This is a genomic window from Marinobacterium mangrovicola, from assembly GCF_004339595.1.
Lineage (GTDB): Bacteria > Pseudomonadota > Gammaproteobacteria > Pseudomonadales > Balneatricaceae > Marinobacterium_D > Marinobacterium_D mangrovicola.
The window spans coordinates 95,510-120,585 of the sequence record NZ_SMFU01000010.1 but is presented as its reverse complement, the minus strand read 5'-3'; the positions used below and the strand labels follow the sequence as shown (position 1 = coordinate 120,585).

Annotated in this window: 22 protein-coding genes; 9 read left to right on the top strand and 13 right to left on the bottom strand. The window is 59.9% G+C overall.

Annotated features, from left to right (window positions below):
- Positions 1-41: 41 nt before the first annotated feature.
- Positions 42-1,427 (bottom strand): DNA repair protein RadA, encoded by a 1,386-nt coding sequence (gene radA / locus CLV83_RS16085; protein WP_104005038.1) that lies wholly within the window; start codon positions 1,425-1,427, stop codon positions 42-44.
- A gap of 284 nt (positions 1,428-1,711) precedes the next feature.
- Between radA and CLV83_RS16080 the strand changes: the two genes are divergently transcribed.
- The 3 genes from CLV83_RS16080 to feaR all read left to right on the top strand — a co-directional run bounded on the left by CLV83_RS16080 (position 1,712) and on the right by feaR (position 5,930).
- Complete coding sequence (locus CLV83_RS16080; protein ID WP_132294707.1) at positions 1,712-3,319, top strand: GMC family oxidoreductase; 1,608 nt, start codon at positions 1,712-1,714, stop codon at positions 3,317-3,319.
- A gap of 49 nt (positions 3,320-3,368) precedes the next feature.
- The gene (locus tag CLV83_RS16075) at positions 3,369-4,856 is read left to right on the top strand and encodes an aldehyde dehydrogenase family protein (protein ID WP_132294705.1); all 1,488 of its coding nucleotides are present in this window, start codon (positions 3,369-3,371) and stop codon (positions 4,854-4,856) included.
- A gap of 162 nt (positions 4,857-5,018) precedes the next feature.
- On the top strand, positions 5,019-5,930 hold the full coding sequence (feaR, locus tag CLV83_RS16070; RefSeq protein WP_104005041.1) for a transcriptional regulator FeaR: 912 nt from the start codon (positions 5,019-5,021) through the stop codon (positions 5,928-5,930).
- 35 nt (positions 5,931-5,965) lie between these two features.
- Here the strand turns inward: feaR and CLV83_RS16065 are convergent, their stop codons facing one another.
- From CLV83_RS16065 to CLV83_RS16010, 12 genes are all read right to left on the bottom strand, one after another.
- Entirely contained in the window at positions 5,966-7,261 is a 1,296-nt protein-coding gene (locus tag CLV83_RS16065) for an amidase (protein ID WP_132294702.1), read from the bottom strand.
- A gap of 81 nt (positions 7,262-7,342) precedes the next feature.
- A complete protein-coding gene (locus CLV83_RS16060; protein WP_132294699.1) occupies positions 7,343-8,533 on the bottom strand; it encodes an alpha-hydroxy acid oxidase in 1,191 nt (396 codons plus the stop codon).
- A gap of 219 nt (positions 8,534-8,752) precedes the next feature.
- Positions 8,753-9,985: an OprD family outer membrane porin gene (locus CLV83_RS16055; RefSeq protein WP_132294696.1), complete on the bottom strand. Its 1,233-nt coding sequence runs from the start codon at positions 9,983-9,985 to the stop codon at positions 8,753-8,755.
- A gap of 174 nt (positions 9,986-10,159) precedes the next feature.
- Positions 10,160-10,660 carry a flavin reductase gene (locus CLV83_RS16050; protein WP_104005045.1) on the bottom strand — a complete coding sequence of 167 codons (501 nt, stop codon included), beginning with the start codon at positions 10,658-10,660 and terminating at the stop codon, positions 10,160-10,162.
- 30 nt (positions 10,661-10,690) lie between these two features.
- Complete coding sequence (locus CLV83_RS16045; RefSeq protein WP_132294693.1) at positions 10,691-11,650, bottom strand: PDR/VanB family oxidoreductase; 960 nt, start codon at positions 11,648-11,650, stop codon at positions 10,691-10,693.
- Between the two features lie 100 nt (positions 11,651-11,750).
- The gene (locus tag CLV83_RS16040) at positions 11,751-12,503 is read right to left on the bottom strand and encodes an SDR family NAD(P)-dependent oxidoreductase (protein WP_132294690.1); all 753 of its coding nucleotides are present in this window, start codon (positions 12,501-12,503) and stop codon (positions 11,751-11,753) included.
- A 10-nt stretch (positions 12,504-12,513) separates the two neighbouring features.
- The gene (locus tag CLV83_RS16035; protein ID WP_104005048.1) at positions 12,514-12,996 is read right to left on the bottom strand and encodes an aromatic-ring-hydroxylating dioxygenase subunit beta; all 483 of its coding nucleotides are present in this window, start codon (positions 12,994-12,996) and stop codon (positions 12,514-12,516) included.
- A 2-nt stretch (positions 12,997-12,998) separates the two neighbouring features.
- Positions 12,999-14,318: an aromatic ring-hydroxylating oxygenase subunit alpha gene (locus CLV83_RS16030; RefSeq protein WP_132294687.1), complete on the bottom strand. Its 1,320-nt coding sequence runs from the start codon at positions 14,316-14,318 to the stop codon at positions 12,999-13,001.
- 50 nt (positions 14,319-14,368) lie between these two features.
- On the bottom strand, positions 14,369-14,908 hold the full coding sequence (locus CLV83_RS16025) for a nuclear transport factor 2 family protein (protein ID WP_207894922.1): 540 nt from the start codon (positions 14,906-14,908) through the stop codon (positions 14,369-14,371).
- Positions 14,909-14,919: 11 nt separating this feature from the next.
- Positions 14,920-15,282, bottom strand: coding sequence for an IacB protein (locus CLV83_RS16020; protein ID WP_132294684.1), 363 nt, complete (start codon positions 15,280-15,282; stop codon positions 14,920-14,922).
- Positions 15,283-15,329: 47 nt separating this feature from the next.
- Positions 15,330-16,472 (bottom strand): acyl-CoA dehydrogenase family protein, encoded by a 1,143-nt coding sequence (locus CLV83_RS16015; RefSeq protein ID WP_132294681.1) that lies wholly within the window; start codon positions 16,470-16,472, stop codon positions 15,330-15,332.
- A gap of 16 nt (positions 16,473-16,488) precedes the next feature.
- Complete coding sequence (locus tag CLV83_RS16010; RefSeq protein ID WP_132294678.1) at positions 16,489-17,625, bottom strand: amidase; 1,137 nt, start codon at positions 17,623-17,625, stop codon at positions 16,489-16,491.
- Between the two features lie 652 nt (positions 17,626-18,277).
- On the opposite strand from CLV83_RS16010, the gene CLV83_RS16005 reads away from it, so the two are divergent.
- The 6 genes from CLV83_RS16005 (at position 18,278) to CLV83_RS15980 (ending at position 25,074) form a co-directional block, all read left to right on the top strand.
- The gene (locus CLV83_RS16005; protein ID WP_132294675.1) at positions 18,278-19,423 is read left to right on the top strand and encodes an ABC transporter substrate-binding protein; all 1,146 of its coding nucleotides are present in this window, start codon (positions 18,278-18,280) and stop codon (positions 19,421-19,423) included.
- A gap of 158 nt (positions 19,424-19,581) precedes the next feature.
- On the top strand, positions 19,582-20,619 hold the full coding sequence (locus CLV83_RS16000) for a branched-chain amino acid ABC transporter permease (protein WP_132294672.1): 1,038 nt from the start codon (positions 19,582-19,584) through the stop codon (positions 20,617-20,619).
- Positions 20,616-22,424 carry a branched-chain amino acid ABC transporter ATP-binding protein/permease gene (locus CLV83_RS15995; RefSeq protein WP_132294669.1) on the top strand — a complete coding sequence of 603 codons (1,809 nt, stop codon included), beginning with the start codon at positions 20,616-20,618 and terminating at the stop codon, positions 22,422-22,424. The genes CLV83_RS16000 and CLV83_RS15995 overlap by 4 nt, the downstream gene beginning before the upstream one ends.
- A complete protein-coding gene (locus tag CLV83_RS15990) occupies positions 22,424-23,206 on the top strand; it encodes an ABC transporter ATP-binding protein (protein WP_132294666.1) in 783 nt (260 codons plus the stop codon). Before CLV83_RS15995 ends, CLV83_RS15990 begins: the two co-directional genes overlap by 1 nt.
- Positions 23,207-23,267: 61 nt before the next feature.
- Positions 23,268-24,266 (top strand): ketopantoate reductase family protein, encoded by a 999-nt coding sequence (locus CLV83_RS15985; RefSeq protein ID WP_243642413.1) that lies wholly within the window; start codon positions 23,268-23,270, stop codon positions 24,264-24,266.
- A 46-nt stretch (positions 24,267-24,312) separates the two neighbouring features.
- Positions 24,313-25,074 (top strand): class II aldolase/adducin family protein, encoded by a 762-nt coding sequence (locus tag CLV83_RS15980; RefSeq protein WP_132294663.1) that lies wholly within the window; start codon positions 24,313-24,315, stop codon positions 25,072-25,074.
- Positions 25,075-25,076 lie beyond the last annotated feature (2 nt).

Below are 25,076 nucleotides of genomic sequence, written 5' to 3'. Positions count from 1 at the left end.
GATGGCAAGTCAGCGGTCTTTACTTACACACCTGTGCTAAATCAGATCGCGTCCAGCGCCTGAGACAGGGTATCCACACCGACAATCTTGATGCCGGGCACACCCTCTTTGGGTGCATTGGCGCGCGGTACGATCGCCCGCTTGAAACCGTGTTTGGCGGCCTCACGGATACGCTCCTGGCCATTGGGCACCGGGCGGATCTCGCCGGACAGACCCACCTCGCCGAACACCATCAGATCCTGCCCCAACGGGCGATCCCTGAAGCTGGATACCACCGCCAGCAGCAGCGCCAGATCCGCACTGGTCTCCAGTACCTTGACGCCACCCACCACGTTGACGAACACATCCTGATCACCGGTCATCAGGCCGCCATGACGGTTCAGCACCGCCAGCAGCATCGCCAGCCGGTTGGCCTCAAGACCCACCGCCACACGGCGAGGGTTGGACAGGTGCGAGGTATCCACCAGCGCCTGCAGCTCCACCAGCAGCGGGCGGGTGCCTTCCCAGACCACCATCACCACGCTGCCGGCACTGGGCTCGGCGCCGCGGCTTAAGAAGATCGAGCTGGGGTTTTTCACCTCTTTCAGGCCCGTCTCCATCATCGCGAACACGCCCAGCTCATTGACCGCGCCGAAGCGGTTCTTATGGCTGCGCAGGGTGCGAAAACGGCTGTCGGAGGAGCCCTCAAGCTGCAGCGAGCAGTCGATCATATGCTCCAGCACCTTGGGGCCCGCCAGGGAACCATCCTTGGTGACATGCCCCACCAGGAACAGCACCGTGCCGGTCTGCTTGGCGTAGCGGGTCAGAAACGCCGCACTTTCGCGCACCTGGGACACCGAACCCGGCGCCGACTGGACGTCGGAGACATGCATCACCTGGATGGAGTCGATCACCAGGATCTTCGGCTTCAGCTGATCCGCCACATCGCAGATCGTCTCCACCGAGGTCTCCGACAGCATCTTCAGCTGGTCCGCCTTCAGCCCCAGACGGGACGCGCGCATCGCCACCTGCTGAAGGGACTCCTCACCGGTGACATAGAGTGCCGGCATCTGCGCCGCCAGGTAGCAGGTGGTCTGCAGCAGCAGGGTACTTTTACCGGCACCGGGATGGCCGCCGATCAGCACCGCCGAACCCGGCACCAGGCCACCGCCAAGCACACGATCCAGCTCACCGACGCTGGTGGGGATGCGCGGCATCTCCTCCAGGTTTACGTCGGCAAGGCTGACCACCCGATCCTTGCCAGCCCCGCCGGCATAGCCTTCAAAGCGGGCGTTGCGCACACCCGCCTGGGCGCCACCGGCCGGCGCCTGAGAGATGCGCACCTCGGTAATGGTGTTCCAGGCCTTGCACGCGGTGCACTGCCCCTGCCACTTGCTGTAGTCGGCGCCGCAGTCATTGCAGACATAGGCGGTTTTTGCCTTGGCCATAAACTCTCCTGAATTCGCTGAGGCGATTGTAACGGAAACCAGCGGCGCACCGAACCGGGCTTATTTGCTACATCCTGATGACACATATTGCCGAAGCCCTGTCACCCAGTGCCAAGCCTGGCGTGAAAACGGAGTAGTTAAATGAAATGGTCAGTTAATTACGAACCCAACATTTAGCAGGACGTTGAAAAACTATCTGCGTTGCCGAATGCGGCGTTCCGCTTGCCTCGGCTGCCTCGAAAACATTTTTCAACACCCTGTTAGACATTCGATCGAGGGATAAGATGTCCACTCAGGAATACGACTACATTATCGCGGGTGCGGGCTCTGCAGGCTGTGCCGTCGCCTACCGCCTGATTGAAAACGGAGCAGGAAGCGTGCTGTTGCTAGAGGCCGGTGAAAAGGACTCCAGCATGTTTCACAAGATACCGGCCACGGTGGTCAAGGTGTTCCAGCAGAAGTCCTGGCCCTATATGACACTGCCGCAGAAGCATGCCAACAACCGCTCCATGCTGATCGCCCAAGGCAAGGTGCTCGGCGGCGGCAGCTCGGTAAACGGCATGATCTACATCCGCGGCCAGCACCAGGACTATGACGACTGGAAAGAGAAATGGGGCTGCGAAGGCTGGGGCTACGAAGACGTACTGCCCTTCTTCCGCAAGGCGGAAGCCAACGAAAGCCTCGGCGACCGCTACCACGGAGAAGAAGGCCCGGTACCGGTGGGCGAAAACCGCTTCCGTCATCCGCTGACCCAGGCCTGTATCCGTGCCTGTGCACAGATGGGGCTGCCCTACACCAACGACTTTAACGGTGCGACCCAGGAAGGTGCGGGCTTCTATCAGACCACCATCCACAAGGGTGAGCGCGCCAGCACCTCGCAGACCTACCTGAAACGCGTGGCCGGCAACCCTAAACTCACCGTGCTGACCCACGCCCTGGTGCACCGGGTGGATATCGACGGCAAACGCGCAAGCGGGGTCACCTACTCCATCAAGGGCGGCGCTCCGATCACTGCAAAGGCGCGCAAGCAAGTGATCGTCAGCTCCGGCACCTTCGGCTCCGCCAAGATCCTGATGCTCTCCGGTATCGGCCCCAAGGAGCACCTGGAGTCGGTGGGCGTCAAAACCAAGCTGGACCTGCCGGTGGGCAAGAATTTCCACGACCACCTGCACATGTCACTGAACGCCACTATCAATGAAGATATCAGCCTGTTTCAGGAAGATAAGGGCATCAGCGCCGTCAAGCATATGCTGCAGTGGCAGATGTTCCGCTCCGGTCTGATGACCAGCAACATCCTCGAGGGCGGCGCCTTTGTCGACAGCGAGGGCGTGGGACGTCCCGATATCCAGCTGCACTTCCTGCCGCTGCTGGATAACTTCGACAACACCCCGGGTGAAAAACCGGAAGCGGAAGCCCACGGCGTCTCGATCAAGGTGGGCCATCTGCGCTCCAAATCCCGCGGCGAAGTGCGCCTGAAAAGCAGCGATCCTAACGAACTGGTCGAGATCGACGCCAACTTCCTCTCCGAACCGGAGGACCTGGAAAACCAGATCCGCGCCGTTCAGACCGGACTCAAGGTGCTGGAGATGCCATCCCTGAAACGGATCGTCAAACGCGTTATCGAGCCCGACAACATCGCCATCGATGACAAACAGGGCCTCGAGGCGTTCGTACGCGAGAACATCAAGACCGTCTACCACCCAGGCGGCACCTGCAAGCTGGGCACCTCCACCGAGGATTCCGTGGTGGATCTGCAGCTGCGCGTTCACGGTGTGGATAACCTGCGCGTGGTGGATATGTCGATCTGCCCGCAGGTCCCCAGCGGCAACACCAACGCCGTGGCGATGATGATCGGCGAGCGCGGCGCCGACCTGATTCTGCAGGCCCAGTAATCGCTCCGGTTCAAACTAATAAGCAACGATTTCGAGAGAGAAAACCCATATGTCACAGATAGAGATTCTCGACAGCGTCAAAGCCTACCTGCTGCGTGAGCACGGACAGTTCATCGCCGGGGAAGCCAGCCGCGCCAGCGACACCGCTAAAATCGACCTGATCGACCCCGCTACCGAACAGCCTCTGGCCCAGGTGGCCAGCGCCAGCACAGCGGAACTGGATGCCGCCGTGGCCAGCGCCAAACGCGCCTTCAAAGGCGAATGGGCGCAGAAAACTCCGTACGAGCGCGGCCAGCTGATCAACCGCTTTGCCGATCTGATCGAAGCCAACGGCGAAGAGCTGGCCCAGCTCGAAACCCTCTGCAGCGGCAAATCGATCCACCTGTCGCGCATGCTGGAAGTGCAACAGAGCGCCATGTCACTGCGCTACTACGCCGGCTGGGCCACCAAGATCGCCGGTGAAACCCTGACTCCCTCCTTCCCGTCGATGCAGGGCGAGCGCTACAGCGCCATGACCCGCCGCGAACCGGTGGGCGTGGTCGCCGGCATCATCCCTTGGAACTTCTCGGTGATGATCGCCAACTGGAAGATCGGCGCGGCGCTGGCTACCGGCTGCACCATCGTGCTCAAGCCCAGCGAGTTCACCCCGCTGACCCTGCTGCGCCTGGCGGAGCTGGCGATTGAGGCGGGCATCCCCGCCGGGGTGATCAACGTGCTCAACGGCGAGGGCGCTATCGGCCAGCAGCTGATCGAACACCCGGATGTAGCCAAGGTCTCCTTCACCGGCTCCGTGCCCACCGGCATGAAAGTGGGCCAGACCGCCATGGCGGCCAACCTGACCCGCTGCACCCTAGAGCTGGGCGGCAAGAACGCCGCCGCGCTGCTCGCCGATGCGGATATCGATCGCGCCGTCGGCGGCCTGCTTCAGACCGGTTATGTGCACCAGGGCCAGGTCTGTGCCGCTCCGGAACGTGTCTTTGTGCACCGCTCCCGCATCGATGAGCTGACCAGCAAGCTGGCCGCAGGCCTCAGCCAGGCGAAGATCGGCTCACCACTGGACGAGTCGGTGATGTTCGGTCCGATATCCAACAAGCCGCAGTTCGACAAGGTGTGCCATTACCTGGAACAGGCGAAGCGTGAAAGCCGTATCGTCTGTGGCGGTAACGCCCTGGATCGTGCCGGCTACTTCGTCGAACCCACCATCGTGCAGGCCAGCTCCGCCAGCGAAACGCTGATGCGGGAAGAGACCTTTGGCCCGGTCATCTCGTTCATGCCCTACGACGATGAGAGCGAGCTTTTGGGCCTGATCAACGACTCCCCGTTTGGCCTCAGCGCCAGCGTCTGGACCAACGACCTGAGCAAGGCGATGCGGATGATTCCGGAGATCGAAGCCGGCACCGTCTGGGTCAACATGCACACCTTCGTCGATCCCTCCGTGCCGTTCGGCGGCCTGAAAAGCTCCGGCCTCGGCCGTGAGTTCGGCAGCGCCTTCATCGAGGACTACACCGAGCTGAAATCGGTGATGCTCTGCTACTGATGGCGTACAGAGAGCGCCGCTAACGGCGCCCCTCCCCTGCCGACACCGGCGCGCCGGAGACAGATCGAAGCTGGAATAATAATTGCTTATTCAAGTGAATATTTTCCTAATATTTCGACCAGTTTCCGGCGTTTTCGCCGGCCAAGCAGGGAGATTTACCCGATGTCGATCAATACTGATCTCCATCAGTGGGACCACGCTGTACGCGAGATCTGCGGTGAGTTCACCACCACACCCAACCCTTGCGCGCCGTTTATCGGCCAGATCAAGCTGAAAAACCTCGGCGGCCTCGGTGTTGCCCACATACAAACCAACGCCCAGCGCGTAGAACGCCGCATCAGCGACACCCAGAACGACGAACACTGCTTTTTAATCCTTCAAACTCAAGGGGTTATGGGGTTCGATAACAAGCAAAATACGGAGTTCGATCTGCACCCCGGCGAGATGGCGCTGACCGACTCACGTCTGGCCTTCGACATGATCCCCCGCGGCCTGGTACGCCAGATCTCGGTCCACCTTTCCCGCGACCGACTGCAGCAAAGCCTCGGCAAGATTCCCCACTTCGGCAAGATCTCCCAGAACAGTCTCAGCGGTCAGTTACTACACACTATGCTGCTGCAATTAAGCTTCGAAAATGCACCATTTAGTGCGAGTACGCCTGATGGCTGTGCACTCCAGGAGGCGATCACTGCCCTGCTGAAACCGGCACTGGAAAACCAGGATGTAGAAGCAGCGGATCTGCCGCTGCGACTACTGGCGGAGCGCTTTATCCGCCGCTATCTCAACGACTATCGCCTGTCACCGGAGTTTCTCGCCAGAGAGCTGAACATCTCCAAGCGCAAGCTGTACCGAGCGTTTGAACATAACGGGGAAAGCGTTGCGCGCTACATTCTCAACCTGAGACTGGAGCAGAGCAGAATGGACCTGGTCCGAGCCGATCAGGAGCAGCAGACCATTACGGATATTGCGTTCAAATGGGGGTTTTCGGATGTGTCCCAGTACTCCCGGGCGTTCAAACGCCAGACCGGGCTTTCACCCAGCGAGTACCGCCAATCACACGAGTGCCGGCTCTGATGGCCGGCACTTCTGATCGCTGTAAACCGAGGCGATCAGGCTGAGGCCAAAGCCCCCTCAAACCAGCGCGCCAGCGCCAACAGACTATCATCATCATGGGCGCGACCGACCAGCTGCACACCCAGCGGCAGCCCCGCCTCATCGACCAGACCCGGCAATGAAATCACCGGTAGCCCCATCGCCTGCCAGGGACGGCTCATATGCGGTGCACCGGTCTTCTCATGCCCCAGGGGCGCCACACCAGGCGCCGCCGGCGCCAGAATCGCATCCACATCCCCAAAGCGCTGCCAGAGATTGTCGCCACCGACCGCCGCCGCGTTGAGAGATTCAAGGTAGAGCCCACGCTCCATCGCCAGGCCTGAGCTGATCAGGTCCTGCAACGGTTCACTGAGCAGTTCTGGCTGGCGGGATTCCACCACCAGGTTGCGGGCGACTTCGTAACCCATGATCTGAATGTGGTGCTGCACCATCTGCGGCAGAAACTCCTCATCCTCGAACTGCACCAGCTCGACGCCCTGCCCTTCCAGCAGTGCCGCGGCCTGATTGATCGCTTCAACCATGGCAGGATCGGTTTCACCGACTTTATCGCCCTGACAGATCAGCACCTTGCGGGGCTTCACCGCATCGGCCTGCGCCAGCGGGTCGTTCTGGCGCAGCAGAATGGCGCGCATCAGCTCGATATCCTCAACCGAACGCGACAGCAGTCCGAGGGAGTCCAGCGATTGCGCCAGCGGCTGGCCGCCGCGCAGGGAGAACTCGCCTCGGCTACCCACATAACCGACGCTGCCGCAGTAAGCCGCCGGACGAATCACCGACGCCGCCGTCTGGGAACCCAGCGCCAGCGGCACCATGGCATCGGCCACCGCGGCGGCGGAGCCGCTGGAAGAACCACCGGGCGTGCGCTCTAGATCCGCAGGGTTCCTGGTTTTACCGGGCTTGAAGTAGGCAAACTCGGTGGTGACGGTTTTTCCGAGCACTATGCCGCCGGCCGCACGGATCAGAGCGACGCAGCTGGCGTCATCCACAGGCATGCGGCCCTTGTGGATGGGCGAGCCCATCTCGGTGGGCATATCCGCCGTATCGATGATGTCCTTGATCCCCACCGGCAGACCTTTCAGCGGGCTCTGCTGGTAAAACGCCTCGTTACTCAGATACTGATCGAGATAAACCTCGCGGCTCAGGCTGTATTGCCAGGCACCGACTTGCGGCTCGCGCGCCTCGATACGGTCAAAGCAGGCATTAATCACATCAACGGCCGTGCACTCGCCGTTATCGATCGCCAGCAACGCCTGACGCAGGCCAAGTGTATTCAACGCTTTAGGGTTATTCATAATCACCTTCTCATTAAAGCTCGGCGGCCCCGGCGCTATCAGTCCGTGCGGAGCCTGTTCAATTCGTTGCCGGGAAACACCTCAGGGGCGCGGGGTATATTGCTCGTCCAGCAGCCACTCGGGCCCCAGCTCATCAATACCACTGCAGCCCATCAGGTTAAGACAGCGCTTGAGTTCCTCATCGAGGATATCCAGCACACGCCCCGCCCCCTGACTGCCGCCGGCAGCGACGCCATAGAGCGTGGAGCGCCCCAGCAGCACGCCGTTGGCGCCCAGCGCCAGCGCCTTGACCACATCGGAGCCGCGGCGGATGCCGCTATCCATCAGCAGTTCGATGCGCCCGTTCACCCGCTCGGCGATACGCGCCAGCGCCTGCAGGCCGGACATGGCGCCATCCAGCTGGCGACCGCCATGGTTGGTTACCACCAGCGCATCAACGCCAAGGCTGATGGCCCGCTCGGCATCCTCGGGGTGCAGCACGCCCTTGAGCACCAGCCTGCCAGACCATTGATCGCGGATCCGCGCCAGCTTGTCCCAGTCGAGCAGCGGGTCCATCTGGTCACCGATAAACTTCATCGCGCCGAGCGCGCTGCGTTCCGACTCGGGGAGATAGGGTTCCAGGTTGCCCATCATCGGCACACCGGAGGGGATCATCACCCGACGCAGCCAGCCGGGATGGCGCAGCACGTCGAGCTTGTTGCGAAAACTGAGCTGACGGGGCCGGGCAAAGTTGCGCCGGTCCCATTCACGGTTACCCAGCACCGTGGCATCGCTGGTCACCAGCAGCGCCGCGGCATCAACCGCCTGGGCGCGTTTGATCATATCCACCTGCACGCGACTGTCGCGCATGGGGTAAAGCTGAAACCAGAACGCCAGATCCGGCGCAGCGGCACGCACCTGCTCCATGGTGGCGTTGGATACGGTACTCAGGGCCAGAGGAATACCCTTGCGGGCAGCCGCTTTAGCCAGCTCGATATCCGCCTGTGGATAAAGCATGCCGTTAAAGCCGGTGGGCGCGATCGCCAGGGGCAGCGAAGATGCACAGCCCAGCAGCTGCCGGGAAACCGCCGGCGGATGACAGGGCTGCAGGGTCTTGGCCTCCAGCCCATAGCGATCAAAGACGCTGCGGTTGGCGGCCAGCGTGACCTCGTTGTCGGCGCCTCCCGCCAGGTACTCCCAGGCGAAATGCGGCAGCTTATGCCTGGCCAGTGCAGCCATCTCCGCTACGCTTTGAACCCGCTCCATGTTGCTGCCGCGATAGAATCGACGCATGCCTTACTCCTGTGACTGAAACGCAAAAAGGGAGAGCCGGGCTCTCCCAAGGAAACTGCCGACGCTCAAATAGAAGGGGGGATATTCTTCCACGGCAGTTTCATGCGCTTCAATGCGCCGTTGGTTCCGCTCCGGGCGACAAGCAACGGCGGCATCAAAGCGCAGGGCCGGCCAGAGATCGACCGGCCCAAGGTTTAACGGTTAAACGCTTTACCGCTTTTAGAAGTTGAACGTGTAGGTGGTGATGAAACGATATTCATCGTAATCATCGGCCCAGCTACGTTTATGGGCGATGCTACGCAGGTCGAATTTCAGGCCTTTCAGCGCTGCGTTCTGCATCTCGTAGCTCACATAGATATCGCGTTCGGACTGGGACTCATCGGTGCCACCGGCGATATCGATATCGGTACCCTTGATGTAACGGGTGAACAGCTTCATGCCCGGCAAACCGAGGTCCTTGAAGTTGTAGCCGTAACGCACACCCCAGGAGCGCTCATCCGGCATGATGAAGGCGGCGGATGACCAGTGCACGGTGTAAGGCTGCGGAATATAACCGTTCAGCGTAGGCACCGGACGATCACCCTTCACGTTCTGATAGCTGAGCGCGAACATGTGGTTACCGGCCAACAGGGTAGCCATGGTGCTGACCACATCCACATCCATGTCACCCTCATACTCCTTGCCTTCGCTTTCGTAATCGAAGTAGCGCAGGTCGGTCTTCAGCTTCATGCCGTTCTCGAAACCGGCCAGGTGCTCAAGCCCGTAGTAGTGCTGATCGTAGAAGTCGTTCAGTCGGCCGAAGAAGTAAGTACCCTTGATGTTCATCGGGAAGGAGTAGGTCGCACCGAAGAAATCCAGACCGTCGGAGCGGTTCTCATCCTGACCACGGAAGACGTAGAGCTCCTCTTTATCTGAGGAATCACGGGTGACCGCTTCCCAGAAACGACCGGCGGTGAGCTCCAGGTTGTCGATCGCCGTGGAGTGCAGCATCGCACCCTCGTAGATGGTGTCGAGCACGCGGCTGTCATCATCCCAGGCCACCGGCAGATGCGGACGGTGATCACCGATGGTCAGCTCGGTTTCGCCATACTTGGCCTTCAGCGTCGCACCGGCACGGCCGTAGCTGTCGGGGGTGTCATCCTTCTCGGCATCGTACGGCAGAGAGCCATCGTTACCCTCGGAATCAAAGATGTATGCACCGGTTGCAGACATGTCGAGCCCGAACTGGATCGTCGTATCCGTATAGCCGGAGAAAAACTGCAGATCCGCTGCCTGGGACCAGCTGCCCACATCCGGAGTATCCCCGTCGTAGTTGCGGTCCAGGTAGAAGTTACGCAGATCCAGCTTGATCTTGCTGTCTTCCACAAAGCCCGCCTGAGCGGCCAGAGGAGACAGGAGCGCTGCCGCTACCGCCAGGGAGATCCCGGTCTTTCGCGAGTGATGCTTCAACATGTTCTAATCCTTCGATATATGTCGATGCGCTTGGCGCATGCGTTGGGTTACAACTTTTACCCACCGATCAGATGGATTTAAAAAGCCGACATCGGCATTTCTCGACACGTTGGGGCGCTTCGCTCACGAAAACGCGAGCAGCGTTTTTATAGGTATGTTGAATCTGTAACTGGATCAGCTGGCGGCGACGGAACGCTCGCCCAAACAGTGGTAAGCGCGGTTGAAATAGACCAGTGCTTCATCGCTGCCGCTCTGGCGGGCATCGACGATCTGGCAGTAAAACACCGTGTGCGAGCCCACCTCGTGCATATCCGCGATGCGGCAGTCGAAGTTCACCAGCGCCTCATCCAGCGCCGGCGCACCGGTGGTGAGATTGGTCCAGCCGTGGCTGGCGAAGCGCTCTTCGCTGGTCAGTTTCGGGTTGGCAAAATCGCCGGACAGCTTCTGGTGGCTGCCGGAGAGCACGTTGACGCAGAGCACGCCATTTTTCTTGAAGTGCTCATTGGCAAAGGAGTTACGGTTCATGCAGACCAGCAGGGTCGGCGGCTCCGCCGTGACGCTGGTGACTGCGGTGGCGGTAAAGCCGAACTTGCCGGCTTCGCCGTCGGTGGATATCACCGATACGGCGCCACCGAGCAACGCCATACCGTTACGGAATGCTTCGAGATCGATCATTGTTCTCTCCTTAATTCGATGGCCGCTGGCTTAGAGATCGAGTACCAGACGCGGCGTTTTCGCCCGCGAACAGCAGATCAGCATCTGATCGTTGTCCTCTTTCTCCTCCTCGGTGAGGAAGACGTCGCGGTGGTCGGGAATGCCTTCGTTCACATCGCACAGGCAGGTGCCGCAGGTGCCCTGCTCGCAGGACACCTTGATTTTCATGCCGGCCCGGTTCAGCGCCTGGGCGATGCTCTCGTCCGGCTGCACGGTGACGGTGACATCGCTGAGCTCGGCATAAACCTCGAACGCCTCACCGCCGGTTTCCACTTCCACCTGGAAGAACTCCTTGTGGATATGGTCTTCGGCAAAACCCTTGTCGCGGGCGCTCTGCATCACCCACTCCATGAAGCCATTGGGACCGCAGGTGTACATATGGGTGCTGTCATCGGCGCCCTCGAAGGCGCTATCCAGATCGATGCTTCCGCCATCCTGCTCGTCGTCAAAGTGGAACCGCACCTGGCTGGCAAAGGCGCTGGTGGCCAGATCATCAACGAAGGCGCAGGTGGTGCGGGAACGGCCGCAGTAGTGCAGCTCAAACGCCTTGCCCGCTGCGTGCAGCGCATAGGCCATGGCGATCATCGGCGTGATACCGATACCGCCGCCGATCAGGATGGAGCGCTGCGCCGCCTCGGATAGCGGGAACAGGTTGCGCGGCGCGCTGATCTGCAGCTCGGTACCTTCATGCAGTCTGTCGTGTACCGCCACCGAACCGCCGCGGGAGTTGGGGTCGCGCAGAATACCGACACGATAGGCGCTGGTGTCAGCCGGATCGTTGCACAGGGAGTACTGACGGATCAGGTCGTCGCCCAGATGCAGATCGATATGCGCCCCCGCCTCGAAGGCAGGCAGCGCTTTACCGCTCGGGTCCACCAGCTCAAGAGCCACTATCCCTTCGGCCTGCAGTTCACGTTTGCGCACTACTACACTCAGCAGTTCGTCAGTCATCGTATCTCTCCACCCGACACCCTTGGTCGGCACATCCAGCGCGCGGCTCAGCCGCGTCGCGATACAGTTTTCAATGGTTTCCAGACGGGCGTTCTGCGCCCTAGCGCATGAACAGGCCGCCGTTCACATCCCAGGTGGTCCCGGTGGTGAAATAGGCTTCAGGTCGCGCCAGCTGCACTACCACGTCTCCGATAAAGTCGGCATCGCCGAGACGCCCGGCGGGAATTGCCGACAGCAGCGTCGGCAGGCGTTCTTCCGGCACCAGCGCTTTCACCATCGGTGAATCGATAGGACCCGGCGCTATGGCGTTGACGGTGACACCGCCGCTGGCCAGTTCTTTCGCGAACACCTTGGTCAGCGTCAGGATGCCGCCCTTGGAGGCCGCGTAATGCGCACCGGTAGAGGTACCGCCGTTCTGGCCCGCCAGGGACGCCATGTTGATGATGCGGCCGTAACCCTTGGAGGCGAGGTAGCCACCGATCACCTGACAGCCTGCAAAGATGCCGCCCAGGTTGATGTTCACCACCTCGTTGAACTCCTCCAGGGAGATCTCCATCACCGGCGTGGCGCGGGTCACGGCAGCGTTATTCACCAGCACATGCAGCTCGCCCCAGCGTTCCAGCACGGCAGCCAGCGCTGTTTCGTAGTCGGTTTTACTGGCCACGTTGAGTGCCACCGCCATGGCGCTGTCGCCACTGGCGTCGAGCTGCTCCGCCGCCTTCTGTGCCGCATCCAGGTTGATATCGCTGACCACTACTTTGTAGCCCGCCTGATGCAGGCGCTGGGCGATATGGAAGCCAACCCCCTGGGCGGCGCCGGTAACCAGCGCCACCTGTGCTTGTGCTGTAGACATGGGCGACCTCTTAGAAAATGAAGCTGACGGTACGCAGGAAGCCATCGGCGTGAAGCAGCTTCACCACCTTGCGGTCCAGCTTGAAGCCGCCATCGACCGGCTTCAGGGTGTATTCCACGTTGGCCGGGTAGGTCACCAGCTTGCCGTGGCGCAGCTCGTTCAGCGTCATGGCGCAGCGGGCGATCACGACATCATCGCCGGCTTCCAGCACGCGGATACGGGACATCATGCGCACGGTGTAACCAACGGAGTTGGCGGAAACGGACTCGCCGTTTTCCAGGCGCGCTACGCGCATCCGACGCATGTCGGCGTCATCCAGCGCCAGGTTCACGGTGTTCAGGTAATCGGTTTCATCCAGGTCGGTGGGCACGATGTACAGCCCCTTCTCGGTCCATAGAGACAGCCAGTCCTGGTAGCCCTTGTGATCCAGCAGGTCCGCTTCGTAACCGATGAATTCGGTGACCTGGGCGAGCAGTTGGGTATTGGATTTCATGCTTACTTCTCCTCGGCGTTGGCTGCGGTGGACATCACCTGCTTGTACTTGCGGTAGGCGCCGCGCATACCGGTTTCGGAACAGACCGCACCCTGGGGGTTGCCGTCTTCCGAGGTGCGCAGCTTGGTCATACCGCGGTTCACCAGGATCCAGCCGTCTTCGCCAGCCATGGAGCCTTTCTGCACACGTTCCCAGGCTTCACCGTCATCCGGCGTACCGAAGCCCATGGGGCCCTGGAAGTGCTCATGCAGACGCATGCGCTTCTGGTTGAACGCGGACGGCGCACCTTCGCCACCCAGCGCCACGTGCTGGATCTCGGTTTCATTCACGGAGACCGGACGCAGGACACGGAAGAACGCCATGGAGCAGGAGACGTTAGGGAACAGGTTGAGGTTGAAACCGGTACCGTGAGCGGCACGCACCAGCTTCTTCACTTCATCTTCGTCTTTACCTTCGTCGCGCAGCGCCTGGGCCAGCTCGTTGAAGCGTTCGGGGATCGGCTGATCCAGATCCGCTTCCAGATCCACCAGCTGCGGAATCATCACCATGACGCTGTGGCCATTGCCCAGGTCTTCGACGAAGCCTTCGCCATCGAGGAAGTCGAAGATGTCAGCGGTGGCGTCGTCCAGGGAAGTCACGAAGGACTTGTGCACGATCGGGAAGTGGTAGGCGTCGGTGGTGTTCTCGAGCTGGATCTTCCAGTTGCCCGGGAAGTTGAAACGGTGCTCGCCGAGCACTTTCACCGGGTAGCCGCCGCCCTGTTTCATAAACAGGTCGATCCACTTCTTGGCGCCGCCGAGAAACTCTTCCAGCGGTTCGATATCGTTGTTGAAGGTGGCGAACACCATGCCCTGATAGGATTCCCAGCGCAGGCTCTCCAGCGGCATTTCGCTCTTGTCGAAAACGTTGTCGTACTCTTCCGGCTTCGGCAGCGCACGCAGCGAACCGTCCAGACCGTAACCCCAGCCGTGGTAGGGGCAGGTGAAGGCGTTGGTCTTCCCCTTGCGGCCTTCGCAGACGGTGGCGCCACGGTGACGGCAGCGGTTCTGCAGCACGTGGATGTTCATCTTGCGGTCACGGCTCATGATCACCGGATGGCGGCCGATCCAGGCGGTCTTGAAGCTGCCCTTCTCCGGCACTTCGCTTTCGTGGCCAACAAAAATCCAGTTCTTGTTGAACACCAGGTCCTGCTCTTCCTCGAAGATCTCGGTATCGGAATAGAGAGCTTTTTTAACGCGGCCGTTCTCGTCATCAACCATGTCGGCGGCGCGCTGGCCGATGCATACGGCATCGACATCTTTCATATCAATCAGGTCACTCATCGATCTATCTCACGTTAAATTCGGGTTGTCTGTCCGGGACTGGCGACTGGCTACTTTTCCGGCACCGGCAGGTGCGCTTCACTGTTCCAGTGATCCACCGGGCGACTGAACAGGTTTTCGGTCTGAAAGTGCGCCATGCGCCAGCGCAGTCCTTGCGGCCCCTGCTCTCTGCGGAAATCGATCTCCAGCCGCGCGCTGTTCAGGTGCGAACCACCGGCACTGAAGGTGGACACCTGCAGCATGTTCCAGCTGCCGTGGGCCGAATCGCCCTCTACCCGGATCACTTCGGAGCTCAGGTAGTGGACGTTCACCGCGAAGTGGGCGGGCTCAACGCAGTACTTGCCCAGCATCGCCACGATCGCGTCACGTCCCTTATGCCCACCAAAGCTGTTGGCGTAACGGGCGCCCTTGCCTTCCCACACCGCGTCTTCGGTGAACAGGTCACCGAGCTCATCCATCGGTGTGCTGGCATCCAGGTGATCGCACAGATCCATGTAGCGGTTGATGCAGCGACGGATCGCATTTTCGCTTTCCAGTGCATCCAGTCGCTCAAGCACGGCACTCAGGCTGGCGGTATCGATTTCACTCATTCCGGCTGACCTCAGGCGCGCTGCACGATCAGTTCACGGCCGATGCGCGCTTCCACCTTGGCGTAGCGCCACAGTTTGTAGGGGGTTTCACCCACCACAGTGCTGCGGAACAGGTTGCAGCAGGCACAGACGGTGTCGTAGTCGGCCACATCGGCCAGCAGATAGGTGGTCCAGGGATAGCCGGGGGACGGGCCGACCATGCTCTGGTCGTCATCCATGTTGCCGATCACCTCGACACCTTCCATGTCGTGAATGCCGTTCCACATTTCGCCAAAGGCGGCCCAGACATCGAGCTGCTCTTCGCGGGGAGCGTCCATGAAGTTCTGGTTGATGCCCATGCAGAACAGGACTCGCAGGGGTTTCTTCTCGCTCATGTGTATATCTCCTGTTAATTGATTCGAAACCGGCGCTTAGCAGGCTGTTAGAGGTAACCCGGCAGCGGGTCGTGACCGAAGAACATCGCACCGGCATTTTTCAGCGTGATGCGGCCCATAAAGGCGTGTTGGGTCACCATGCTCGAGTCACGCAGAATGCGGGACAGCGGATGGCTGCTGAAGGCGCCGGTCATGCCGGTGACCTCGTAGGTGAGGCGGATCGCCTCGGCACACTCGTGCGCCAGGTTGGTGGTCGCCAGACGCACCAGGTTGGTCTGTTCGGGGGTCGGCTTGCCGCCTGCCAGCACCGCGTCCCATGCCTCTTCGGTGGCCTGATAGAAGAAGGCGCGGGAGGAGCGCAGCTTGGCTTCCGCCTGGGCGATCTCGATCTGCGCGTATTCACGCTCACCGAGATTGGGCGCACCGGTCACCGACTTGCGGCCGGCGGCTTCGCCCTGAACCACATCCAGCGCTTCACGGGCCAGGCCCGCGGCGGTGATCGCCAGTACCTGAGCCGCGAAGGAGAGGCTCGGGTAACGGAAGAAATCGGAATCCAGGTTGGGCTCGCCGCCGCGGACAAAGGTCCACTCTTCCGGTACGAACTGGTTATCCACAACCAGATCGTGGGAGCCGGTACCGACCATGCCGATCACATCCCAGTTGGGCTTGATGCTGACTTTTTCGGCCGGCAGCACCGCCATGCGCGGCAGCTTCTCGTTGTCGTCTTTAATGCCGACGCCGATCAGCGATGCGCCCATGCTGCCGCTGCCAAACTTCCAGGTACCACTGACCATGAAGCCGCCTTCGACACGCTCCGCCTTCTGCGGCGGGAAAATCCCGCCGGCGAACACCACGTCCGGGCCGTTGGCCCAGACCTTGTCGATGGTTTCTACCGGCAGGGCCGCCAGGTAGGCCGGGTTCATACCAAAGCTGGCCACCCAGCCGGCGGAGCCGTCTGCTGCAGCGATCGCTTCGACCATCTGCAGAAACTCCATCGGGCTACGCTCATCACCGCCCAACGCTTTCGGAACCATGGCGCGATATACACCGATCTTCCGGAAACGTTCGATGATATCCTGGGAAATGTACTGCTGATCCTCAAACTCCTGACGGCGCTTGCGCACCTCTGCAAGCAGGTCATCGAACTCTGATCCACCCCAGAGCGATTTATCGATCTGATATCCAGACATGGTCTCTGGTCTCCTGTTACTCAACTTCTGCTCTGGTACTGATCCGGCTGGCAATTGCAGACGCCACTGCGCACAGCAGTTCATCGGCGCCGCGTGCCGCTACCAGCTGAAGACCCACGGGCAAGCCCGCAGCGCTGACCAGAGGAATGGTGATGGCCGGATGGCCGCTAAGGTTGAAAGGTCTAACAAACCGGGTCATACCCAACAGTGCGCGGGTATCGCCCGCTTCAGAAAGAGGTGCCGGATAATCCGGCATGGTCGGTAGCGCCAGTACTTCACAGCACTCCAATGCGGCATCCACCTCGGCGGTAAACGCACGGCGTACGGCTTCAGCCTGCTCCAGCTCGGCGTCGGTTGTCTGGCTGGCCGCCAACAGACGCTGAGCCACATCCTCACCGACAAGACCGGTACCGACCCAGTCGCCACTGGCGACCCAGGACTCGCGATTGATCACCGTCATACCCGCATCGTAAGCCGCGGCCATATTCGGAAGATCAACGCTTTTAGCCTGCATTTCGCTACCTGAAAGTGCATTTTCAATAGCCGCTTTAACCTCAGGGTTGATCTCTTCGGCGGCGATATCAACGACACCTATGCGGGCAGCGTTCACATCCGGCAGCTCGGCAAAATCGGCGCACAGCGCCTGCATCACATTGATCAGCGTGGCCATATCGCGGGCGAACGGACCCACGCAATCCAGGCTGGTCTGCGCCGGCATCACACCTTCGCGACTGACGCGACCGAAACTGGGCTTGAGTCCAAAGACACCGCAACAGGCGGCCGGTGTGCGGATGGAGCCACCGGTATCAGTACCGAGCGTCGCCTGACAAAGTCCTGCCGCTACCGCAGCAGCAGAGCCACTGGATGAGCCACCCGGGACGCGATCAGGAAAGCTGGGATTCTCGGGCGTTCCGGTCCAGTTGTTGATTCCGGTGGTACCGAAGGCGAGCTCGTGCAGATTGGTCTTGCCGTTGATATGCCAACCGGCATCGAGCAGGCGATGAACAACCTCAGCGTGGGACTGAGCCGGCTCTACCTGCTCCAGCGCCCGGCTTCCGGCACGGGTCTGATAGCCAGCCACATCAATGGTGTCTTTCACCATGATGTCTGGACCTTCACCACCCAATGCCAGGGACTGAACCACGATAGTCATCGACTTACCCATAACTAGAATCTCGATTTAAAAGGCCCTGGAATAGCGACCTTTTGCTGAGGCGCAATACCCTGCGCTCTTTTCTAAAATCCTAATTATTAATTGAATTGTCAATTGATTAATCCAAAAAAATAAAAGCCTCTTTTCGGTGCAGAAAATTGTAAAACGCTCACTATTGGTGCGCATTCGATACACCTTAAAAAAGCCCAATAAAAACACATAAACCATTGTTTTTGATTTGTTTTATAGACATAAGACAAGTTTTTCAAAAGGACTAAAACAAGGATACAAAGACGCAAATCAGGAAGAATAAAACATAAAAAACGATCATTATTTTATGACTTAAACTAGAACTTTTTTGAGCTAAAAAATAGTTCACCAGGAAACAAATTCCCCCTCAATAACCTGAGTGCAAGTAGGTTGATTTTTCAATGAAAAGCCTAAGTTTTCAGCGTCATAAAAACGCAACAGGAACTGCTTCTCCCGGAAACTTTTACAAGCACATTTCCAGCCCCAAAACGATGATCCAGATCTGGTGCACCAGGCATTTCTGGCACGGCGCCTGCTAAGTCATTGACGTCAGGCACGAAAAACAGGCCGGACCAAAACACCCCAGACCAAAACACCTATGTTTTACCCCCTGGAGACCGTCATGCTGTTGAAGAAAACCCTACCCGCGCTAATTCTTGGCTCCGCACTGACTGCTACAGCCACCCAGGCCGAGGTCAAAGTCGGCGTCGTCACCTCATCTACGGGCCCGATCGCCCTGGTTGGCATTCCACAGAAAAACACCGTTCCGCTGCTGCCAACCACGGCTGGCGGCGAGACCATTAGCTATATCTCTCTGGATGACAGCAGCGACCCTTCAGCCACGGTCAAAGCGTTCAAGAAACTGATCGAAGACGAGAAGGTTGACGCCATCATTGGCCCAAGCGGCTCTCCTAACGCCATGGGGGTAATCCAGTTCGCCGCGGAATCCGGCACGCCGATGCTCGCACCTGTGGGCACCGCGGCCGTAGTGCTGCCGATGACTGAAGATAAAAAGTGGGTTTTCAAGACTACTCAGAACGACGAGCTGATCGCCAAAGCGCTGGTGGGCCACATGGTCGACAGCGGTGTGAAGACTCTGGGCATGATCGGTACCGCCGACCCCTATGGTGAAAACTGGTCCCTGGTTATGGCCAAGCTCTGTGCCGAAGCTGGTATCAAGCTGACTGCCGTGGAGCGCTTCCAGCGTCAGGACACTTCTATCACCGGCCAGAGCCTGAAAGTGATGATGTCCAGCCCCGATGCCGTGCTGATCGCAGCACCGGGCAGCTCTTCGGTGATGCCGGAAACCACTCTGAAAGAGCAAGGTTATGCCGGCCAGATCTACCAGACTCACGGCGCCGCACTGGATCCCTTCCTTAAGCTCGGTGGTCAGGCCGTTGAGGGCACCATTCTCGCTGCCAGCCTGATGCTGGTACTGGACGAAGTACCGGACAGCCCCGCCAAGGAGATCGCCAGCAAGTACGTAGCGGATTACACAGCGATGCATGGTGAAACGCCGGCGACCTTCGGCGGCAATGTCTACGATGCCGGCCTGCTGCTGCAAAACGCTATTCCGACCGCTCTGGAGTCCGGCAAACCCGGTACCCCCGAGTTCCGTTCAGCGCTGCGTGATGCTCTGGAAAACACCAGCGAAATGGCGGGTACCCAGGGCGTTTACAACATGACCCCGGAAGACCACAGCGGTTTTGACGAGCGGGGGCGCGAGCTGATCCAGGTCGAAAACAACAGCTGGACTCTGCTGAAGTAAATCGAACACCAGCCGGGTGTTATCGATGCCCGGCTGCTGCTCGAACAACAGCCGTCGAACATGCAAGTAGCCACCCAACACTTAACGACACCCGGACCCACCGCTAACCGGGGACAGGTTCGACTCTGGCTGGGCGACAACGTTGAGGACATCGCACAATGAATCTACAAATAGCCATGCTGCTGGGCCAGGATGGCATTACCAACGGCGCCATCTACGCGTTACTGGCGCTGTCGATAATCCTGGTGTTTACCGTTACCCGTATACTGCTTATCCCGCTGGGAGAGTTTGTCACCTTCGGCGCATTGACCATGTACGCCTTTCAGTCCGGCCAGGACTCTTCAATTGTCTGGCTGCTGATGATCATGATGGCACTGGACGCCGGTCTCGATCTCAAGCAATTGGTGACCAACGGCATGGAAGCGCGCAAGGCGCAGTGGATCGGTCTGAAACTCGCCTACGCCGTAATCATGGTGATCCTGGTGGAGACCCTGCCGCTGCAGGAGATCCATATGGCGGCGCAGGTACTGCTCACGCTGATGATTCTGGTGCCCCTTGGCCCCATCATGTACCGCATTTTCTTCCAGCCGATCGCTTCGGCGCCACCGCTGGTGCTGCTGATCGTATCGATCGCCGTACACGTAGCCATGGTTGGCGTCGGCCTGTTGATGTTCGGGCCTGAGGGCGGTCGTACTGCACCGTTCAGCGCCGCCACTTTCCAGGTCGGCAACGTGATGCTGAAAAGCCAGACCCTTTGGGTCATTCTGGTTTCTCTGTTCCTGATCGTTTCCCTGTTCCTGGCGTTCGAACGTACCCTCTACGGCAAGGCGCTGCGCGCCACCGCCGTTAACCGCATGGGCGCTCGCCTGATGGGGATCTCCCCCGACTTCGCCGGCAAAGCGACCTTTGCGTTGGCCGCCTTCATCGGTGTGGCCTCCGGCATCCTGATCGCACCGATCACCACGCTCTACTATGACTCCGGCTTCATTATCAGCCTCAAGGGTTTTGTCGGCGCCATCATCGGCGGTCTGATCAGCTACCCGCTGGCCGCCATCGGCGCCGTGGCCGTAGGCCTGATCGAAGCCTTCTCCATGTTCTGGGCCAGTAATTACAAGGAGATCATCGTCTTCACGCTCATCATCCCGTTCCTGCTCTGGCGTTCCATCAACAGCAGTCATGTGGAGGACGAAGAATGAAGTCTCGTCACTTAGTGATCCTTTTTGTAGTACTGGTCGGACTGGCACCTGCAGTGCTGCCAACCTTCCAGGTTACCCTGCTTAACTACATCGGGCTTTACGCGCTGGTCGTCCTGGGCCTGGTACTGCTGACCGGCGTTGGCGGCATGACCAGCTTCGGCCAGGCTGCCTTTGTAGGCCTGGGCGCTTACACCACCGCCTACCTGACCGCCACCGACCAGTTACCTGCCTGGCTGGCCTGGACCTCTGGCTCTGCCTGGCTGTCTCTGCTGGTTGGCCTGGTGCTCACCGCCGTGGTGGCACTGACCCTGGGTGCCCTGACACTGCGTCTGTCAGGTCATTATCTGCCACTGGGTACCATCGCCTGGGGCATCTCCCTATATTACCTGTTCGGCACATCCCATACGCTGGGCGGCCACTCCGGTATCAGCGGACTGCCGCCGATCGAGCTCTTCGGTATGCCGCTGGATAAGGGCGAAGAGATGTTCTATCTCATCTGGGTCATCCTGCTACTGGCGATGTGGATCACCCAGAACCTGCTTAACTCCCGCGAAGGCCGCGCGATCCGGGCACTGAAAGGTGGACAGCTGATGGCCGAGTCCATGGGTGTGAACACCTTCCGCTCGAAGATCGTGATCTTCCTGATCTCGGCGCTGTTTGCCGCCCTGTCAGGCTGGCTTTATGCCCATAACCAGCGCTTTATCAACCCGACGCCCTTTGGCCTGAGCATGGGTATCGACTACCTGTTCATGGCGCTGATCGGCGGCGTCGCCAATGTCTGGGGCGCGCTGCTTGGCGCTGGCATACTCACCATGGCCAAAGAGTGGCTGCAGGATCTGCTGCCGCTGATCTTTGGTGACAAGGGTAACTACGAGCACATCGTGTTCGGTCTGCTGATCGTGCTGATCATGCACAAAACCCCGGGCGGCCTCTGGCCCATGCTGGTCAAACTGGTCCCAGCCCGCCTGCGCCAGAAGAAAAAGCTGTTGCCGGAAGCCGGTAAAACCGAGGCTCCAAAACTGCCGCAGCGCAATCTGCCGGAGCGCGGCGAGCTGATCCTGGAAGCCAAGGACGTTACCCGACAGTTCGGCGGTCTGGTGGCCAACAAGGAGATGAACCTGCAGGTACACGCCGGCGAGATCCTGGCGCTGATCGGTCCTAACGGCGCCGGCAAGAGTACCATGTTCAATCAGCTATCTGCCGTGGACACTCCTACCTCCGGCGAAGTGCTGTTCCGTGGCGCCAGCCTGAAGGGCAAAAGCTCGAGGGATGTGGCTAACCTGGGCATGAGCCGTACCTTCCAGCATGTGAAACTGCTGCCGACCATGACCGTTCTCGAAAATGTGGCGATCGGTGCCCACCTGCGCGGCAGCAAGGGCGTGATCAGCTCGGCACTGCACCTGGAGCGCCTGGAGGAAACCAGCCTGCTGCAGGAAGCGGAGCGCCAGCTCAAACGCGTTGGCCTTGGTGACTATCTCTACGAGGAAGCCGGCAGCCTGGCTTTGGGCCAGCAGCGTATCCTTGAGATCGCCCGCGCACTCTGTGCCGATCCCTGCCTGCTATTACTGGATGAGCCAGCCGCCGGTCTGCGTCACAAGGAGAAACAGGCGCTGGCCGAGCTGCTCAGCAAACTGCGTAGCGAAGGCATGGCGATCCTGCTGGTCGAGCACGATATGGACTTCGTTATGGGGCTGGTGGATCGCATCGTGGTGATGGAGTTTGGCGAGAAGATCGCCGAAGGCCTGCCGGAAGAGATCCAGACTAACCCGGCCGTACTTGAAGCCTACCTGGGAGGCGCCGACTGATGAGCAACATCGCAACTCATGCCAACAACAGCTCTGGCGAGCTGCTGCTGGATGTTAAACAGCTGCATGTCTCCTACGGCATGGTCGAGGCCGTCACCGGTATCGACCTGCAGGTCCGCGAAGGCCAGATCGTCACCGTTATCGGTCCCAACGGAGCCGGCAAAACCACCCTGCTGTCGGCCATTATCGGCATGCTCAAATCCAAGGGGGATGTTCACTTCGACGGCAACTTCTACAAGATGCCGGACGTAGAACAGATGGTCGGCAAGGGCCTGGGGCTGGTACCGGAAAAACGCGAGCTGTTCACCAGTATGAGCGTGGAAGACAACCTTCAGCTCGGCGCCTTCCAGCGCTACCGCCGTGGCGACCGTGGTTACGAAACCACCCTGTCCGAGGTTTACAGCCTGTTCCCGCGCCTGTGGGAGCGCCGCAAACAGCTGTCCGGCACCCTGTCTGGCGGCGAGCGTCAGATGCTCGCCATCGGTCGCGCCCTGATGGCCAAACCGCGGCTGCTGATGCTGGATGAACCAAGCCTCGGCCTGGCGCCGCTGATCACCCGCGAGATCTTCCGTATCTTTGCCGATCTGCGTCGCCAGGGCGTATCGATCCTGCTGGTAGAGCAGAACGCCCGTGCCGCACTGAAAGTGGCCGACTACGCCTATGTACTCGAAGGCGGGCAGGTTGCCATGCAGGGCGACGCCGCCGACCTTGCCAACGATCCCCGTGTGATCGAGGCCTACCTGGGCCTGGCCAGCAAGCACCAGGAGATGCTCTCCAGCTAAACCAACCGCTCAACGACCGGCCCCCGTTTATCAGCTCGGGGGCCTTTATTGGAACGACCCGATGGAAACGATTGGAATGCGCATCTGTATCGCCGGTGCCGGCGCTATCGGCTGCACCCTTGCCGCCCGGCTGGCCGCTGCGGGACAGAACATCAATGTGCTGGCCCGGGGTGTCACCCTGAACAGCCTGCAACGGGATGGCGTCTGTCTGACCGACCTGGAGGGCGAGCACCGGGCCAGCGTGAACGCCAGCGATTCCGCCGAGGCGCTCGGCCCCCAGGATCTTATTTTCGTCTGCACCAAGGTGCCGGCGCTGGCCGCAATCCTGCGCCAGATTCAGCCGATGCTGCATGAAGAAACCCTGGTGATACCGGTGGTGAACGGTGTGCCCTGGTGGTATTTCCAGGGTGACGACGGGCGCTTTGCCGGTCAGCAGGTTAAGGCGGTGGACCCGGATGGCGAGCTGTCACGGCTGATTCCGGCAAAGCATCTGCTCGGCGCCGTGGTGTTTATCACCGCGGTGCGCAAGGCGCCGGGCGTGGTGGAATCCACCAACCCACATTTGATGATCCTTGGCGAGATCGACAACCAGCTCAGCGAACGGCTGGAACGGATTCGTAGTCTGGTCGAAAGCGCCGGTATCGAAGCCCGCGCCAGCGATAATATCCGCGATCAGATCTGGACCAAGATCACCGCCAACCTGACCTCTAATCCGCTCTCCGTGGTCACCGAGGCAACACTGGAGCAGATCTACAGCGATACCCACCTGAGCCCGCTGGTAAGGCAGATCTTCGATGAGGTGATCCAGGTCGCTGCCGCCCATGGCGCGCGTATCCGCTTTGATCCACAAACCTTTATGGAGCTCGGCGCCGGTATGGGCGCCGTGAAAACCTCCATGCTGCAGGACCACGAGCAGGGCAGCCCGCTGGAACTCGCGGCTATAGGCCATGCCGTTCTCGAGCTGGCCGAGCTGGTGGGGCTGAAGATGCCGACCACCCGCCATGTACTGGCACTGACCGACTTCCTGGCGAATAAACGCCGGTCGGAAAAGGCCGCCTGATCAATCACAAGCCAATAAGTGATATAGCCTTTACAAGGAGATAACCGTGAGCGAGTCAATTACCCGTCCAGAGCATATCAGCGCAGCAGAGTGGGAACTGCGCATCAAGCTGGCCCACTGCTACCACCTGGTGGATTACTTCGGCTGGACCGAGACCATATTCAACCATATTTCCGCTCGCCTGATGGATCAGGAAGGCTGTTACCTGGTTAATCCTTTCGGCCTCAACTACACCGAAATCACTCCCGCCAACCTGATCAAGGTGGACGTTGACGGCAACAAGCTGGACGACTCACCCTACGACGGTAACCCGGCGGGATTCGCCCTGCACGGCGCCATTCACACGGCTCGCGACGACATCCATTGTGTGATCCACACGCACACAAATGCGGTCTCTGCTGTTGCCGCCAAGCCCAACGGCTTCGCCCTGAACAATTTCTACGGTGCCCAGCTGCATGGCCGCGTTGGCTTCCATGCCTTTGAAGGTATCACCCTGTTCCAGGACGAAAAGGAACGCATGCTGAAGAGCCTGGGCGACAAGCACATACTGGTGCTGCGTAACCACGGCATTGCTGTTGGCGAGATGGATATCGAGCGCACTTTCTTCCTGCTCTGGACCGCCCAGCGTGCCGCTGAAATCCAGCTGGCTGCCGGAGCCATGGGGGGTGAAGATGTGATTATGGCTGATGCCATTGGCGAAAAATGCGCTGACCTGACGCAGATGCTTATTAAAGAAAGCGGTTTCGCAGACAAGTTCTTTAATGCGATGGTACGCAAGATGGAAGCGGAACGCGGCGCCTGCTGGTAAGT